A 16,445-nucleotide genomic window follows, 5' to 3' on the forward strand; every position below is an offset into this window, starting at 1 on the left:
ACGCATCGCCGACGCGGAATTGCCTTGCCATGTGGGCTCCTTGGGGCCTCGACCTCGGAGCGCCATGTCCTCGGGGTCTCTTGCCGGCCAACCGACCCGGAAGCCCGTTGCGTGGTAGCGGCCTCAGGCGATGTCCGGCTGCGCACGTTCGCGCGGCGGTGCGACCGGCCTCACCCCGGAAAGGGGCGCAACTCCCTTTACAAGCTGGGGATCGAGATCAGGATCCGCTCGACCACACAGTTTGTCCAGTGAGTAGAAGAAGTTTGTTTTTCTGCGGGAAAACTCTTCTCGGAACGAGCGGAAGAGACTACGTTCCTGGCCAAACCTCGACCGCAGAGGGGCGGTTGTGAAGCGAAGGGAAGCAACTCTGTGACGACGCATCACGACCGGCCGTCGCTCGGGATCGGAATGGTCGGCTACTCGTTCATGGGCCGCGCGCACTCCCAGGCGTGGCGCAACGTGAGCGCGTTCTTCGATCTGCCACGTGCCCCGACGATGGCCGCGCTGGTCGGTCGCGACCGTGCCGCCGTGACCACGGCGGCACACAGACTCGGTTGGGCCACCGCCCTCACCGACTGGCGCGAGCTGCTCGACCGCGACGATGTCGACCTCGTCGACATCTGCACGCCCGGAGCCTCGCACGCCGAGATCGCCGTGGCCGCGCTCGCCGCGGGCAAGCACGTGCTGTGCGAGAAGCCCCTCGCGAACTCCGTCGCCGAGGCCGAGGCCATGGCCGCCGCGGCCGACGCCGCCCGAGCCCACGGTGTTCGCGCCATGGTCGGGTTCAACTACCGGCGGGTGCCCGCTCTCACCCTTGCCCGCGACCTCGTGGCCGAAGGACGCCTCGGCGAGATTCGACACGTGCGTGCCCAATACCTTCAGGACTGGATCGTCGACCCCTCCTTCCCGCTGGTATGGCGCCTCGCCAAGGAGAAGGCCGGTTCGGGTGCGCTCGGCGACATCGGCGCGCACATCATCGACACCGCCCAGTTCGTCGCCGGCCAACGGCTCACCGGCGTCAGCGCGCTCACCGAGACCTTCGTGCGCCAACGTCCGCTCGGGGAGGCCGGATCGGAACACGGCGACGTCAGCGTCGACGACGCGGCCCTGTTCATCGGCCGACTCTCCGGCGGTGGTCTCGCGTCGTTCGAGGCCACCCGCTTCGCCACCGGGCGCAAGAACAGCCTGCGAATAGAGGTCAACGGATCGGCCGGCAGTATCGCGTTCGACTTCGAGTCCATGAACGAACTGTGGTTCGACGACCGAGCGGAGGACGCCCGCACGGCCGGCTTCCGCCGCATTCTCGTCACCGAACCGGAACACCCCTACGCCGGCGCCTGGTGGCCGCCGGGCCATGGGCTCGGCTACGAACACACCTTCACCCACCAGGCCGCCGATCTGGTCACCGCGATCGCCGAACACACCGACCCCGCACCCACGTTCGCCGACGGCCTGCAGGTGCAGCGCGTCCTCGCCGCCGTCGAGACCAGCGCGGAAACCGGCAGCGGATGGGTCCCCGTGCGGACCGGCAAGGTTCCCGCGCCCGTCGGCGGTGTCCGATGACCCTCCTGGCCGTGACCGGGATCAGCAAGGGATTCCTGGGTGTTCGCGTCCTGCACGACGTCGACCTCGATGTCGACGGCGGCGAGGTGCACGCCGTCGTCGGCGAGAACGGTGCCGGCAAGTCGACCCTGATGAAGACGCTCGCCGGTGTCCACACCCCCGACAGCGGAACGATCACCGTGGACGGCCTGCCCATGACGTTCTCCCACCCGTCACAGGCTCAGGCCGCCGGGATCGGGATCATCCACCAGGAGTTCACGCTGTTGCCCGAGCGCACGGTGGCCGAGAACGTGTTCCTGGGCCGCGAACCCACGCGGCGCGGCCTCGTCGATCGCGCGGCCATGGAACGGCACACCGCGCGGCTGCTCGCCGAGTTGGACGAGACCTCGTTCGGCCCGCGCACCCCGGTACGCCGCCTGTCCGTCGCCCAGCAGCAGGTGGTCGAGATCGTCAAGGCGCTCTCCACCGACGCCCGCGTCCTCATCATGGACGAACCCACCGCGGCGCTCGCCGACCACGAGGTCGACAAGCTGTACGCGCTCGTGCGCCGCCTCGCGGGGCGGGGCCTGGGAATCCTGTACATCTCCCATCGCCTGCGCGAGGTCTTCGACCTGTCCGCACGCGTCACCGTGATCAAGGACGGCCGGCGCGTCGCGACCCTCGCGACGGTCGACACCCGAGAGGACGAGATCGTGCGGCTGATGGTGGGCCGCGAACTCGGCGCCTACTACCCGCCGCGAGCCGATCCCGTCGACCTGGGCGACGTCCGCCTGGCGGTGCGCGGCGCGGGCAACGCCAAGCTCGCGGACATCGACCTCGAATTGCGCGCCGGCCAGGTCGTCGGGATCGCCGGACTCCAGGGATCGGGCCGCACGTCCCTCGCCCGTGCCCTGTTCGGCGCGAGCCCGTTCACCACCGGCACCATGCACGTCGACGGCAGGGACCTGCGGCCCCGCACCCCCCGCCAGGCGATCCGCGCCGGTATCGCACTCGTCGGGGAGGACCGCAAGGCCGAAGGCCTCGCACTGCGCCAATCCGTGCGAGACAACACCATGCTCGTCGAACGGGCCATGTCTTCCGGCAGGTTGCGGGCCTCCCGGATGTTGCGCGCACCGCGCACACCCCCGGTCGCCGACCTGCTCGACCGCGTGGCGTTGCGCGCCCGAGGCGAGGACCAGCAGGTGCGCTACCTGTCCGGCGGCAACCAGCAAAAGGTCGTCATCGCCAAGTGGCTCGGGGTGCGCCCCGGAGTGCTCGTCTTCGACGAGCCCACGCGCGGCGTCGACGTCGGCGCGAAGGCCGCCATCCACGACCTCGTCCGCGAACTGGCGCGCGACGGCATGGCGGTGCTCATGGTCTCGTCCGAGCTACCCGAGGTGATCGGCATGAGTGATCGCGTACTCGTCATGTCCGAAGGCAGGATCGCCGGCGAACTCCCCGCCGGTCCGACCGAGGAGGAAATCATGCGCCTGGCCACCGCCGGTCGCGCGCCGACGGGGGCCGTCGCGTGAACGCGCACACCTTGGCCCCGCGAACAGCCGGCGGCAGGACGGTCCTTCCGAGCCGGCTCGCCGACCCCACCACCGTGGTGTACCTGGCTCTCGTCGGCGTGACCCTGCTGGGCTGGATCGTCGTCACCGCGCGCGGAGGCGAATTCCTCAGCCTCGACAACACGGTGGGCATCCTGCAGAACTCGGTCGTCCTGGGCCTCGTCGCGGTCGGCCAGACCGTCGTCATCCTCACCGGCTCGCTCGACCTGTCCGTCGCCTATCTGATCAGCATCGCCACGCTCGTCGCCGCCGAGACCATGGACGGCGCGGACGGCAACATCCTTCCCGCGATCGCCGCCGTCCTCGCGTTCTCCGTCGCGGTCGGCCTGGCCAACGGGCTCGTGGTCACCAAACTCAAGGTCAACGCGTTCATCGCCACCCTGGGCGTCGGCTTCATTCTGCGCGGTTGGATCGAGGACAACTACTCCGGGCCCACCGGGAAGGTCCCCGAATCCTTCCAGCGCCTGGGCTACGACCGCATGGGGCCGATCCCCGTCTCGGCGCTTCTCCTCCTCGCCGTCGGCGTCGCCGTCTGGTTCGTCCTGCGCCGCACCCGCCTCGGCTACCACATGTACGCGGTCGGCGGGGACGAGCAGACCGCGCGCCTGTCGGGTGTGCGCACCCACCGCGTCGTGATCGCCGCGCACGTGCTCTGTGCCGTCTGCGCGGGCCTCGCGGGGCTCTTCCTGGCGTCGCGGCTGGGCGCGGGCTCGCCGTGGGCCGGTACCGAGGCCCGCTACGACCTCACCTCCATCGCGGCGGTCGTGCTCGGCGGCACCCTGCTCGCGGGCGGTCGCGGCGGCGTCGCGGGCACCATCGGCGGCGTCCTCATGCTCTCCGTCCTCGACAGCGTCTTCAACCAACTCGGCGTCGACCCGTTCTTCCAGAACGTCGTGCGCGGCGTCGTGATCATCGTCGCGGTCGCCCTGTACGCCCGCAGAGGCAGCAACAAGGGGGTGATGTCGTGAAAGCCGTCACGGTGACCGTGGACAAGCGCGGGGGCGCCGCGAGCGACGGCGTCGCCGGCACCCGGATCGGCCGGCCCACCCCCACCCGCAGATTCCTCGCGTCGCTCAGAGCCGGCGCCCCCGTATACGTGCTCCTCGCCGTGCTCCTGGTCGCACTCGGCCTCGAGGACCCGACCTTCTTCGAACCCGACCCGTTCTTCGCGTTCCTCAAGCGCTCGGCGCCGCTGATCGTCCTCGCCGCAGGCCAGTACCTGGTCATCGTCTCCGGCGGCTACGACCTGTCGGTGGGCGCCCTCGTCACGGTCGGCGTCGTCGTCACCGCCGAGACGTACCACGCGTTCCCCGGCGCGCACTGGACCGTCGTCGTCGCACTGCTCATCGCCGGCGGCGCGTTCGTCGGCCTCGTCAACGGCCTCGTCACGACCGTGTTGCGGGTGCCGTCGTTCATCGCGACCCTCGGCATGACGCTCATCCTCGAAGGCGCCGTCTTCTACTGGACCCAGGGGTCCCCGCGCGGCATCCTGCCCGACGACTTCCGCACGATCGGCCGCAACACCGCGTTCGGGCCCGTGCCCTGGGCGGTCGTCCTGTGCCTGGTGATCGGTGTCGTCGCGGTCACGATCATGCGCTCCGACTTCGGGCGCACCCTCATCGCCACGGGCGACAACGCCCGGGCGGCCGGCCTCGCCGGTGTACGAGTCCTGTGGGTGCGGACGCTCGCGTTCGTGCTGTCGGGGGCCGCCGCGGCCGTCGCCGCGATCCTGGTCGGCGGCTTCTCCGGAGTGTCCGCCCAGGCGGGCCGCGGCTACGAGTTCGAGGCCATCACCGCCGTCGTCCTGGGCGGCGTCGCGCTCGGGGGCGGCAGCGGATCCGTCGTCGCCGCGATGGCCGGCGCGCTCTCGCTCCAGACCCTGTTCACCCTGCTCAACCTGCGCGGCGTCTCCGGAGCCATGGAGACCACGGTGCAGGGCGTCATCGTCATCACCGCGGTCGCTCTGGGAGCCCTCGACTGGGCCGGGACGCGGCGGCGTGTGACCCCGTATCTGTCTCTGCTCGTGCGTCACCTTCCACGCCCGTCCCGCAACCCCCGAGGAGAACAACGATGAAGCGGCGCAGACTTCCGGTCACCGTGCTCTTGGCGGCGACCCTCGTGGCCACGGCCTCGTGTGCGAGCGACAAGGCCGACTCCCCGTCGGCGACCAAGGCACCGGTCCCCGGTGCCGCCCCGGGCAACTCGGCGAGCCCCGGCAAGAGCGACTCCGGTGACTCGAAGTTCTTCGTGCAGGCGGACTACGACCGGCAGTTGGCGCTGCTCAAGGCGACCCCGCAGGGACCCGCCGACAAACCCTGGGAGCAGATGCTCGACCCGCAACAGATGGTCGACACCACGCAGTACAAGAAGGACGGCCCGTACGAGATCTGCTTCTCCAACGCGAGTGTCGCCAACAACTGGCGCCAGACCGGCCTGAAGAACATCCAGGCCGAGGCCGGCACCCATCCGGAGATCTCCAAGTTCACCGTCCTCGACGCCCAGGGCAAGGACGACAAGCAGATCTCCGACATCCAGGAGCTCGCCGGCAAGGGCTGCTCGGCGCTCATCGTGTCGCCCAACACCACCGCGACGCTCACCCCGGCCGTCAAGGCCGCGTGCGGGAAGATCCCGGTCATCGTCTTCGACCGCGGCGTCACCACCGACTGTCCGGTGACGTTCATCAACCCCGTCGGCGGTTACGCGTTCGGTCAGACCGGCGCGGAGTTCCTCAAGACCAAGGTGAAGCCGGGCGGGAAGATCCTCGCGTTGCGCATCCTCCCGGGCGTCGACGTCCTGGAGAACCGCTGGGCGGCGGGCAAGCGGATCCTCGAACAGGGCGGACTCGACGTCGTCGACGTCAAGTTCACGGACGGCGACACCGCCAAGACCAAGGCCGTCGTCAGCGACGCCATCCAGCGGCACGGCACCATCGACGGCGTCTGGATGGACGCGGGCGACACTGCCGTCGCGGCCGTCGAGGCGTTCGAGGACGCGGGCAAGAAGGTGCCGCCGATCACCGGTGAGGACCAGCAGCAGTTCCTGGAGGTCTGGAAGAAGAAGAACCTCACCGCGATCGCCCCGACCTACCCCTCGTACCAGTGGCGCACCCCGGTCATCGCGGCCCTGAAGATCCTCAAGGGCGAACCGGTTCCGAAGGAATGGAAGCTGCCGCAGCCCACCATCACCGCCGAGAACCGCGACCAGTACATCAAGCCGGGCATGCCGCCGCTGCACTACGCGATGTGCGGATGCGAGACCCTGCCGGGCTACCCGCAGAAGTGGGGCGGCAAGTAGCGGAGCGGGCCGGGGCGGTCGTCCGGCCGCCCCGGCTCCGGCCCTGTACCGATCCCGCCGCCTCGGCGACCCCGCGACGACAAGGAGCACAGCCATGCGTCCGCTCGGTGTGAACACCTGGATCTGGGCCTCCCCGCTGACCGATGCCGACCTCCTCGAACTCGCGCCGCGCATCCGGGAGTTCGGTGCCGACATGGTCGAACTCCCGTTGGAGCAGCCCGACGACTGGAGTCCGGCGACGGTCCGCAAGATCCTCCTCGACCACGACCTGACGGCCGCCTCCGTGGCGGCGGTCATGCCACCGGGCCGCGACCTCGTCGCCACCGACGCGGCCGGCCTGGGCCGAACCCGCGACTACCTGCGCCGCTGCGTCGATGCCGCCGCCGAGGTCGGCGCGACCGTCGTCGCGGGCCCCATGTACGCGGCGGTCGGCCGCACCTGGCGCACGACCGCGGCCGAACGCGCCCGCTGCCTCGACGAGTTGCGCGACGGCCTCGCGCCGATCGCCGAATACGCCCGGTCGAGCGGTGTCGTGCTCGCCGTCGAACCGCTCAACCGGTACGAGACCAGCCTGCTCAACACCGTCGCCCAAACCCTGGAGGCCATCGCCGAACTCCCGGCCGACGCCGTCGGCATCGCCCTCGACACCTACCACCAGAACATCGAGGAGCACGACCTCGTCACCGCCGTCCGGGCGGCGCGCGGGCGGATCGCGCACGTGCAGGTGTGCGCGAACGACCGCGGTACGCCCGGCGCCGATCACCTCGACTGGCCCGGCTTCCTGACCGCGCTTCAGGAAGCCGGCCATCAGGGCCCGCTCTGCATCGAGTCCTTCACCGCGCACAACGCGTCGATCGCGGTGGCCGCCTCCATCTGGAGGCCGCTCGCGGCCACCCAGGACGCGATCGCCCGCGACGGCATCGCCTTCCTGCGTGCGACCCTCGCCGCGCTCTGACCCGTACGGCACCTCGCCCGGTCCGACCAACCGGCCACGGAAAACCCTCGCACCGTCCCGCTCGCCCGCGACCCACGCGGCGCGAGCAGCGCATCCCTGCGTGAAACGAGGAGAATCTATGCGCTCGATCGGTCCACCCAACCCCAGACGCGCCTCCCGATCCGCCCGATCCGTACGGTCTCTCGGCGTCGTCCTCGCGATGGCCCTGGCCCTGTTCACCCTGACGCCCGTTCAGCAGGCGCAGGCGCACCCCACGTTCCGCGCCCTCTTGTTCACCGAGGCCGTCGGCTACGTGCACGACTCGATCCCCGCCGGGATCAAGATGTTCCAGGACGAGGCCGAGGCCAACCACTACGAAGTCGTGCAATCCAACGACTCGGCCGTCTTCAACGACGCGAGCCTGGCCGGCTTCGACGTCCTCGTCATGCTCCAGAACTCGGGCATGGTCTGGGACAACGACGCCCAGCGCACCGCCCTGCAGAAGTACGTCCGTTCCGGCAAGGGCGTCGTGGCCCTCCACAACGCCACCGACATGGGCATCGACAACGAGTTCCCGTGGTGGGACGACCTGGTCAACGGCGGCGCGCACATGCCCGCCCACTCGCCCGGTGTCCTCCCGGGCACCGCCAAGGTCGCCGACCGGAAGCACCCCTCGACCAAGGACCTGCCGGAGCGCTGGGCCCGCAGCGAGGAGTGGTACAACTTCGACAAGAACCCCCGAGGGAACGTGCACGTCCTCGTGACGGCGGACGAGACCACGTACAACCCGGGCCCGTCCAAGATGGGCGCCGACCACCCGATCTCGTGGTGCCGCAACGCGGAGGGCGGTCGGGTCTGGGCCACGGCCATGGGCCACACCGCCTCGTCCTACGGGGAACCCGACCTGCGCAAGCACATCCTGGGCGGTTTGAAGTGGGCGGCGGGCGCCGAGCCCGGCGACTGCGGCGGCACGGTGTGGAGCGGCTTCGAGAAGGTCGCCCTCGACGACAACACCGCCGACCCGATGCAGCTCGACGTCGCCCCCGACGGGCGGGTCTTCTACATTCAGCGCAGCGGTGAGGTCAAGGTCTACAAGCCCGACACGCACAGCTCGACCACGGCGGCCAAGCTCTCGGTGTACACCGGCGGTGAGGACGGCCTGGTCGGCATGGCGCTCGACCCGAACTTCGCGCAGAACCACTGGATCTATCTCTACCACTCGCCGGCCGCGAGCCCGGACGACGTGAACCGCCTGTCCCGTTTCACCGTCACCGGCGACACGATCGACCTGGCGAGCGAGAAGAAGGTCATCGACGTCCCCGCCTACCGCAGCCGTACCTTCGGCGAGCCGGGCCACACCGGCGGCGCACTCGACTTCGGCCCCGACGGCACCCTGTACCTGGGCACCGGTGACGACGTCGCGCCCAACCTGGACCCGAGTTGGCAGGGCTACTCACCGATCGACTGGCGGCCCGGCAAGTTCATGCTCGACTCGGCCCGGACCGCGGGCAACACCAACGACTTGCGCGGCAAGATCCTGCGGATCAAGCCCAAGGCCGACGGCGGATATGACATTCCGTCAGGGAACATGTTCGCGGTGGGTACGGACAAGACCAGGCCCGAGGTCTTCGCGATGGGCTTCCGCAACCCGTTCCGCTTCCGCGTCGACCAGGCCACCGGCTGGGTCCACGTGGCCGACTACGGGCCCGACCGTGGACTGCCGACCACCGACCGGGGGCCCGAAGGCCTGGTCGAGTACAACGTCATCAAGCAGCCCGGCAACTTCGGCTGGCCGTTCTGCCACGGCAACAACCAGCCCTACGCGCCGTACAACCCCGACACCAAGGTCGTCGGAGCGAAGTTCGACTGCGCCAACCTGACGAACCCCTCGCCCAACAACACCGGTCTGACCCAGCTCCCGGCCGTGCAGATGCCGGAGATCTGGTACGGCTACGGCGCCTCGCCCGAGTTCCCCGAAATGGGCCAGGGCGGCTCCGCGCCGATGGCCGGGCCGGTGTACCGCTACGACCCGAACAACCCCTCGACCACGAAGTTCCCGGCCTACTACGACGGCGCCGGCTTCTTCTACGAGTGGGCGCGCGGCTTCGTCAAGGAGATCCGCTTCGACGCGTCGAACAAGGTCCTGAAGATCAACGACTTCCTGCCGACGGCGAAGTTCGCCAAGCCGATGGACATGACCTTCGGGCCGGACGGCTCCCTGTACGTGCTCGACTGGGGCAGCTCGTTCGGCGGCGGCAACAACGACTCCGGCCTCTACCGGATCGACTACACGCAGGGCCAACGCAAGCCGATCGTCAAGGCGAGCGCGACCCCGAGCAACGGCCCCGGGCCGCTGACCGTGAAGTTCTCCAGCGCGGGCACGCTCGACCCGGACGGTGGAGCGCTCACCTACGCGTGGGACTTCGACGCCGACGGCACCACCGATTCCACCGAGGCCGACCCGACGCACGTCTACACCGTCAACGGCGACTACAGCGTGCAACTCAAGGTGACGGACACGGCCGGCCAATCGGGCTTCGCGAACCTCGCGATAACCGTGGGCAACACCGCACCCACGGTCACCCTGGAGTTCCCCGCCAACGGACAGTTCATCGCCTTCGGTGACCGCGTCCCCTACAAGGTCAAGGTCACCGACCCCGAGGACGGGCCCATCGACTGCTCGCAGGTCGTGGTCAACCCGGCCCTCGGCCACGACGACCACGAACACCCGACCGCCGACCTCACCGGCTGTGAGGGCACCATCGCCACCGACGACCTCGGTGGGCACCCGGAGGGCGCCAACCTGTACTTCGTGCTCAACGCGAAGTACACCGACAACGGCGCACCCGGCGCGAGCCGGCTCACCGGCTACGCCCGAGCCGTCCTCCAGCCGCGCCACAAGCAGGCCGAGTACTTCACCGCGCAGTCCGGGATTCGGGTGATCGACGAACCGGGCGCGGAGAACGGCAAGCGACTCGGCGACGTCAGCAACAACGACTGGATCATGTTCGACCCCGCCAACCTCGCCGGTACCAAGTCGGTTCGATACCGCCTGTCCTCACCCACGGGCGGTGGAAGCATCGAGGTGCACGCGGACTCGCCCACCGGAACGCTCCTCGGCAGCACGCCCGTTCCGGCCACCGGCGGCTGGAACAACTACCAGACCACGCCCGGCGTGTCGCTGGCCGCGCTCGCCGGAACGCACAAGCTCTACGTGGTGTTCAAGGCGGCGGCGAACAACTCCTTCGACGTGGACGCGATCCAGTTCGATCCGGAGGTGGTCACCGGGCCCGGCATCGAGGCCGGCCTGTACACCCTGACGGCCAAGCACAGCGGCAAGAACATGGCCGTGCAGGGCGCGTCGCCGGCCGATTCCGCGCCGATCGTCCAGCAAACGCCGGGCGCCGGCAAGGAGCAGAAGTGGCAGGTCGACCCGGTCGGTGACGGCTCGTACACGATCAAGTCGGCGATCGGCGGCAAGTGCCTGGAGATCCCGGGCCAGTCCACCGAACTCGACGTCCAGCTCGCCCAGTACACGTGCAATGGCGGCGGCAACCAGCACTGGCGGCCGGGGACGGGCGCCGAGCCCGGCGTGTACTCGCTCGCCAACGTCACGAGCAACCTGTGCGCCGACGTCGCCGGCGTCGGCACGCAGGACGGTGCCAAGGTCGTGCAATGGACGTGCAACGGCGCGAACAACCAGAAGTGGAAGTTCACCAAGGTCGCCGCGGACGCCCAGGCGCCGGTCACCACCGCGACGCCGGATCCGGCCCAGCCCACGGGGAAGGACGGCTGGTACACGACGGCTCCCGTCAACGTGACGCTGACGGGGACCGACGAGGCGGATGGGTCGGGCGTCGCCGCCACCGAGTACAACCTGGACGCCGCCGGTTGGACGACGTACGACGGAACTCCGGTGAGCGTCAGCGGCGACCGTGAGCACAAACTCCAGTACCGCTCGAAGGACAAGGCCGGCAACACGGAGGAGAGCAGGGAACTGGTCGTCAAGGTCGACGCCAAGGCGCCGTTGACCACGGCGGGATTCGCGGCACCCGGCGACGGCGGCTGGCATGCGGGAGCGATTCCGGTCACGCTGGCGGCCGTTGACGAATCGTCAGGGGTCGCGGGCATCGAATACGCGCTGGACGGCGGCGCCTGGACGCCCTACTCGGGCAGCCCGGTATCGGTGTCCGGCGACGGCGAACACGTCCTGCGCTACCGGGGTACCGACCGGGCCGGACTGGTCGAGGCGGACAAGGCCGCGACGATCAAGATCGACGCGACCAAGCCCGTGCTGCTGGTGGCCGGGGTCGCCGACGGTGCGGTGTACGGCGACTCGCAGGACGTGCGGGTGAGTTGGGAAGCGATCGATCCGACCTCCGGCGTCAAGACGCTCGCGGGCACACTCGACGGGAAGGCCTTCACGTCCGGCACGGTTCAACCGCTGTTCGCCCTGAGCCTCGGGCAGCACACCGTCGACGTCTCCGCCGTGGACAACGCGGGCAACACGACGACGACCGCGGTCCGGTTCGCGGTGACCACGTCGATGCGCGACATGCAGAACCTCGTGGACCGGTTCCGTGCCACCGGATGGCTGTCCGCGACGGCCAAGACGAAGCTCACCAGCCAGATCGAGAAGGCTCGCGTGGCCGAGGCGAAAGGCAACGACGACAAGGCGATCGCCGAACTGGGGAGGTTCAAGACCCTCGTCGCCGACATGAAGGTGGTCCCGAACGCGGACGTGCGCACGACCCTCACCCGGGATGCGAATCGCGTGATAGCCGACATCGGAGGGTGATCTCGCGATAGACAGGGCGTAACGTCGCGAAACACGGCAACGTGGGGGAGGAGAAAGGGACTTGCCGCGGCCCCGCTTCGGCGGGGCCGCGGGAACCCCGATACAGTCGTCATCAACTTTGTTCTTGAATGGGGAAAGTTCGATGATGCACAGGCCAAACTCAAGGAGCAGCGGGCGAAAGCCGGCTGTCGACGGACACGTGTCGGCGCGAACTCCGGATCGGGACCCCGCCACGGATCCCGAAGCGCGCTTGGGGGCGACCTGTCTCGACTCGATCGAACTCGACTCGGGTCCCGGTTCGGATCCGGACCCCGGCACAGCGGATGCGCACCCCGACTCGAGTCCCGGTCCGGATTCCGGTGCAGCCGATGCGGACCCGGCGGAACTCGACGAAGGCGATGCCATGCGGATGCCACCTCGCCCGGAGAACCGACACCAAGCGCGCCTGCTCGGTCTGCTGCGCGACAACGGCCCCCAGTCCCGGGCCGAACTCGGCGACGGCGTCCACATGTCGCGTTCCAAGCTCGCCATCGAGGTCGATCGCCTCACCGAACTCGCCCTCGTGGAGCCGGCCGGGCTCGCCGCCTCACGCGGCGGGCGACGCTCGGGCATCGTTCGGCTCTCGCCCGCCATGCGATTCATCGGCGTCGACATCGGCGCGACCTCGATCGACGTCGCGGTCACCAACGGCGAACTAGAGGTCCTGGGTCACCTGACCGAGCCATGCGATGTCCGGATCGGCCCCGAGAAGGTCCTCGACCGGGTCTTCGCGCTCGTCGACAAACTGCGCGAAGTCGACCCGTTTCCACAGGTACACGGCGTCGGCATCGGCGTACCCGGACCCGTCAGCTTCCGCGAGGGCATGCCGGTGATCCCGCCGATCATGCCCGGGTGGGACCGCTTCCCGATAAGGGACGTCGTCGGCCGCCGGCTCGGCTGCCCCGTGCTCGTCGACAACGACGTCAACATCATGGCCCTCGGTGAACTGCATTCCGGGGTGGCCCGATCCATCGACGACTTCCTCCTGATCAAGATCGGCACCGGCATCGGGTGCGGCATCGTCGTCGGCGGTGAGATCTACCGGGGCATCTCCGGCAGCGCCGGCGACATCGGCCACATTCGACTCGACGACGCCGGCCCGATGTGCGTCTGCGGCAACGCCGGTTGCCTGGAGGCCTACTTCTCGGGCGCGGCACTCGCCCGTGAGGCGCGGGCCGCCGCCGATTCGGGCGCCTCACCGTTCCTGGTCCGCCGGCTGGCGAGCAACGGAACGCTCAACGGTCGGGACGTCGGCGATGCCGCCGCGGCCGGAGACCCGGCGGCGGTGGCCATCGTCCGGGAAGGCGGCATGCGCGTGGGCCGGGTGATCGCGGCACTCGTCAGCTTCCTCAATCCCGGGTTGCTCATCATCGGCGGCGGTGTGGCCGGGCTCGGTCACCCGCTGCTCGCCGAGATCCGCAGCGTCGTCTACCGCCAGTCGTTGCCCCTCGCGACCGGCAATCTGCCCATCGTCCTGTCCGAACTCGGCGGCACCGCAGGGGTCATCGGTGCGACCCGCCTCATCAGCGACCACGTTCTGATCGCCCACTGATCCCTCCACCGGTTCGTTCGCACAGCAGGAAGGCACACACCGAAAACAGACCGCGGATATCCGGCACGACACGTACTCGGCACGACCGGGACCGGCACGACCGGGACCGGCACGACAGGGACTGGCACGACAGGTACTTGGCACGACAGTTGCTCGGCACGACATTGCTCGGCACGCAGACGGCACCAAGGGACAGGGAGAGTCGATGCCTCGATCGATCGCGTTGTTCGCCGGATGGAGAGTCGATCCACCACTCAAGGAGGTGCCTGGGCCCATCGGCCGCCGGGCGACCGACGTCGTCCGGGGTGCGGCAGGCCGCCTTCCCGGGTGGTGCTCGTGAAGTCGGCGGGTCGGACCGGCGTGTGGTTGGTGGGGGCCCGTGGCTCGGTGGCCGTGACCACGATGAGCGGGGCGCTCGCGGTCGGTGCCGGCGACGCGCCGCCACTGGGCTGCGTAACGGCCACCGAACCGTTCGAGGGGTGCGCGTTGCCCGCGTTCGCCGACCTGGTGTTCGGCGGACACGACATCCTCGGGACACCGCTGCGCGAACGCGCCGCGCGGCTCGCCGCCGACGGGGTGCTGCCGCCCGGTCTGCCGGATCTGATCGCGGCCCGACTCGACGAGGTGGACGCCCGACTGCGTCCGGGCGTGGCCGTCGACGACCCGCGGCCACAGGTCGAGCAGATCGCCGCGCTGACGGGCGATCTGACGGAGTTTCGGGAAACGTACGCACTCGCCCGCGTGGTGGTGGTCAATCTCGCGTCGACCGAACCCGTCACGACCCCACACCCGGCCCACGCCTGCGGCGCGACGCTGCGTGACGCGCTCGCGACGGGGGAGGACGTCCTGCCCCCCAGCGCGCGCTACGCGTGGGCCGCCGCACACGCCGGTTGCGCGTTCGTCGACTTCACCCCGTCGGCGGGTGCCCGAATACCGGGCGTGGCCGAGGTGTTCACCTCGCGCGGGCTGCCCTTCGCGGGCAGCGACGGCAAGACGGGGGAAACCCTGCTCAAGACCGTGCTCGCGCCGATGTTCGCGCAGCGGGCCCTGCGCGTCACATCGTGGTCGGGGACGAACCTGCTCGGCGGCGGCGACGGCGAGACCCTGTCCCGACCCGAGCGGGCCGCCGCCAAGATCGACTCCAAGGATCGGGCGCTCCGCTCGCTGCTCGGCCACCCCGTGGGCGGGGGAGTCCACATCCACAACGTCCCGGAACTCGGCGAGTGGAAGACGGCCTGGGACCACGTGACGTTCGAGGGCTTCCTCGGAACCCGCATGAACCTGCAATTCACCTGGACCGGCTGCGACTCGTCGCTTGCCGCGCCACTCGTCCTGGACCTCGCGCGGCTCTCGGCGCGTGCCCTGGACGTGGGCTGCGCGGGGCCGCTGCGCGAACTCGCCTTCTACTTCAAGGATCCGGTGGGGACGGACGTGCACGCCCTGTCGGCGCAATACGACGCCCTCGTGTCCTGGGCCCGCGGACGCCTGACGGCAAGTCAGGAGGCCGTGGGTGAGTGGTGATGGCGAATCCTTCGAAAGCCTGGACGTCGCGGACGGGGGTGTCCCGAACGTGAACCCCGGCGTGAACCCGAACCCGGACGCGAACGCGAACCCGGACCCGGACCCGGACCCGGACCCGGACGCGAACCCGGGCGCGAACCCGAACCCGAACCTGGGCGCGAACGTGAACCCTGGTGCGTGCGCGAGGCGTTCGCGGTGGCGGGCGTTCGCGGAGCTGGTCCGGGCCCCGGCCGCGCTGAGTGTCCCGGGCGACGTCCTGGTGGGCGCGGCGGCGTCGGGAGGGCTGCCCCGCGGCCGGGAGGTGGCGCTGCCGGTGGCGTCCGTGTGCCTGTACTGGGCCGGCATGGCGCTGAACGACTACGCCGACCGGGATCTCGACGCCAAGGAACGGCCCGAGCGGCCGATCCCCTCGGGCCGGATCAGTCCCGGCGAGGCGTTGGCCACGGCCGCGGGTCTGACGGCTGCCGGGGTGGCGCTCGGGGCCTGGGCGGGCGGTCGCCGGCGACTGCCGGCGGTGCTCGGCCTCGCCGGGGCGGTGTGGATGTACGACCTGGTCCTGAAGGGCACCCCGGCCGCGCCGACGGGCATGGCCCTCGCCCGCGGCCTGGACGTCATGGTCGGCGCACGACCGGGGTTGCCGGGCGGACTCGCGGACGCCGCCGGGTGCGCGGGCGTCGTGGCCCTGCACACGTACGGCGTGACCGCGCTCAGCCGCCACGAAGTACACGGCACGACCCCGGGCCCGCCGGCGGCGGCCCTGGCCACGGCGGCGGCGACCTCGTTCGCGGCGGGGGCCGTGGGGCGGAGGCGGAGGGCGGGATGGGGCGCGCCGGGCGGCCCGGGGACGCGGGGAGGCGCCCGATGGGACCGGGCGGGGGCCGCTTCGGTGTCCGGTGCGGGGCTTGCGGGTTACCTGGCCGCCTACGGGCGGCCGTTGGTCCGGGCGATCGGCGACCCTCGGGTCGGCACGGTCCGCGCGGCCGTCGGCGGTGGTGTCCTGGGCCTGTTGCCCCTCCAGGCCGCGTTGCTGTCCCGGCTCGGCCGACCGCACGCCGCGCTCGTCCTGTCGGCCGCGTGGCCGGGCGCCCGAGCACTCGCGAAGGTCGTGTCGCCGACGTGAGGGCGGAGCTCGAAGCGCCCACGCTCCCGGACCGGCGGCCACGCGCGGCCCGTTCCTTTCCTACCTCTTGACCC

General features: G+C 70.2%; 10 protein-coding genes and 1 pseudogene. All 11 read left to right on the plus strand.

The genetic code is table 11. The features are described 5' to 3' along the window. Positions 1 to 408: 408 nt before the first annotated feature. Entirely contained in the window at positions 409 to 1,563 is a 1,155-nt protein-coding gene (locus tag OG928_RS43700; RefSeq protein ID WP_331768320.1) for a Gfo/Idh/MocA family oxidoreductase, read from the plus strand. Next, positions 1,560 to 3,074, plus strand: a complete 1,515-nt coding sequence (locus OG928_RS43705) for a sugar ABC transporter ATP-binding protein (protein WP_331767592.1) — start codon at positions 1,560 to 1,562, stop codon at positions 3,072 to 3,074. Before OG928_RS43700 ends, OG928_RS43705 begins: the two co-directional genes overlap by 4 nt. Beyond that, positions 3,071 to 4,081 (plus strand): ABC transporter permease, encoded by a 1,011-nt coding sequence (locus OG928_RS43710; RefSeq protein ID WP_331767593.1) that lies wholly within the window; start codon positions 3,071 to 3,073, stop codon positions 4,079 to 4,081. The genes OG928_RS43705 and OG928_RS43710 overlap by 4 nt, the downstream gene beginning before the upstream one ends. Before the next feature lie 65 nt (positions 4,082 to 4,146). Next, entirely contained in the window at positions 4,147 to 5,187 is a 1,041-nt protein-coding gene (locus OG928_RS43715) for an ABC transporter permease (RefSeq protein WP_331768321.1), read from the plus strand. After that, positions 5,184 to 6,407 (plus strand): ABC transporter substrate-binding protein, encoded by a 1,224-nt coding sequence (locus OG928_RS43720; protein ID WP_331767594.1) that lies wholly within the window; start codon positions 5,184 to 5,186, stop codon positions 6,405 to 6,407. The genes OG928_RS43715 and OG928_RS43720 overlap by 4 nt, the downstream gene beginning before the upstream one ends. A 94-nt stretch (positions 6,408 to 6,501) precedes the next feature. Continuing rightward, complete coding sequence (locus tag OG928_RS43725) at positions 6,502 to 7,362, plus strand: sugar phosphate isomerase/epimerase family protein (RefSeq protein ID WP_331767595.1); 861 nt, start codon at positions 6,502 to 6,504, stop codon at positions 7,360 to 7,362. 199 nt (positions 7,363 to 7,561) lie between these two features. Beyond that, positions 7,562 to 11,062 (plus strand): annotated as a pseudogene (locus tag OG928_RS43730) (ThuA domain-containing protein); the annotation flags it as partial. 96 nt (positions 11,063 to 11,158) lie between these two features. Then, positions 11,159 to 12,139: an OmpL47-type beta-barrel domain-containing protein gene (locus OG928_RS43735; protein ID WP_406292130.1), complete on the plus strand. Its 981-nt coding sequence runs from the start codon at positions 11,159 to 11,161 to the stop codon at positions 12,137 to 12,139. 409 nt (positions 12,140 to 12,548) lie between these two features. Continuing rightward, complete coding sequence (locus tag OG928_RS43740) at positions 12,549 to 13,730, plus strand: ROK family transcriptional regulator (RefSeq protein WP_331768322.1); 1,182 nt, start codon at positions 12,549 to 12,551, stop codon at positions 13,728 to 13,730. A 327-nt stretch (positions 13,731 to 14,057) separates the two neighbouring features. Then, positions 14,058 to 15,251 (plus strand): inositol-3-phosphate synthase, encoded by a 1,194-nt coding sequence (locus OG928_RS43745; protein ID WP_406291820.1) that lies wholly within the window; start codon positions 14,058 to 14,060, stop codon positions 15,249 to 15,251. After that, positions 15,241 to 16,371 (plus strand): SCO3242 family prenyltransferase, encoded by a 1,131-nt coding sequence (locus OG928_RS43750; protein ID WP_331767597.1) that lies wholly within the window; start codon positions 15,241 to 15,243, stop codon positions 16,369 to 16,371. The genes OG928_RS43745 and OG928_RS43750 overlap by 11 nt, the downstream gene beginning before the upstream one ends. Positions 16,372 to 16,445 lie beyond the last annotated feature (74 nt).

This window comes from Embleya sp. NBC_00896 (assembly GCF_045207785.1).
Classification (GTDB): Bacteria; Actinomycetota; Actinomycetes; order Streptomycetales; family Streptomycetaceae; genus Embleya.

Excerpts from the sequence above, each read along its gene's own strand:
- OG928_RS43725 (WP_331767595.1), top strand. The coding sequence starts at position 6,502 with ATGCGTCCGCTCGGTGTGAACACCTGGATCTGGGCCTCCCCGCTGACC.
- OG928_RS43700 (WP_331768320.1), top strand. The coding sequence starts at position 409 with ATGGTCGGCTACTCGTTCATGGGCCGCGCGCACTCCCAGGCGTGGCGC.
- OG928_RS43705 (WP_331767592.1), top strand. The coding sequence starts at position 1,560 with ATGACCCTCCTGGCCGTGACCGGGATCAGCAAGGGATTCCTGGGTGTT.
- OG928_RS43720 (WP_331767594.1), top strand. The coding sequence starts at position 5,184 with ATGAAGCGGCGCAGACTTCCGGTCACCGTGCTCTTGGCGGCGACCCTC.
- OG928_RS43740 (WP_331768322.1), top strand. The coding sequence starts at position 12,549 with ATGCCACCTCGCCCGGAGAACCGACACCAAGCGCGCCTGCTCGGTCTG.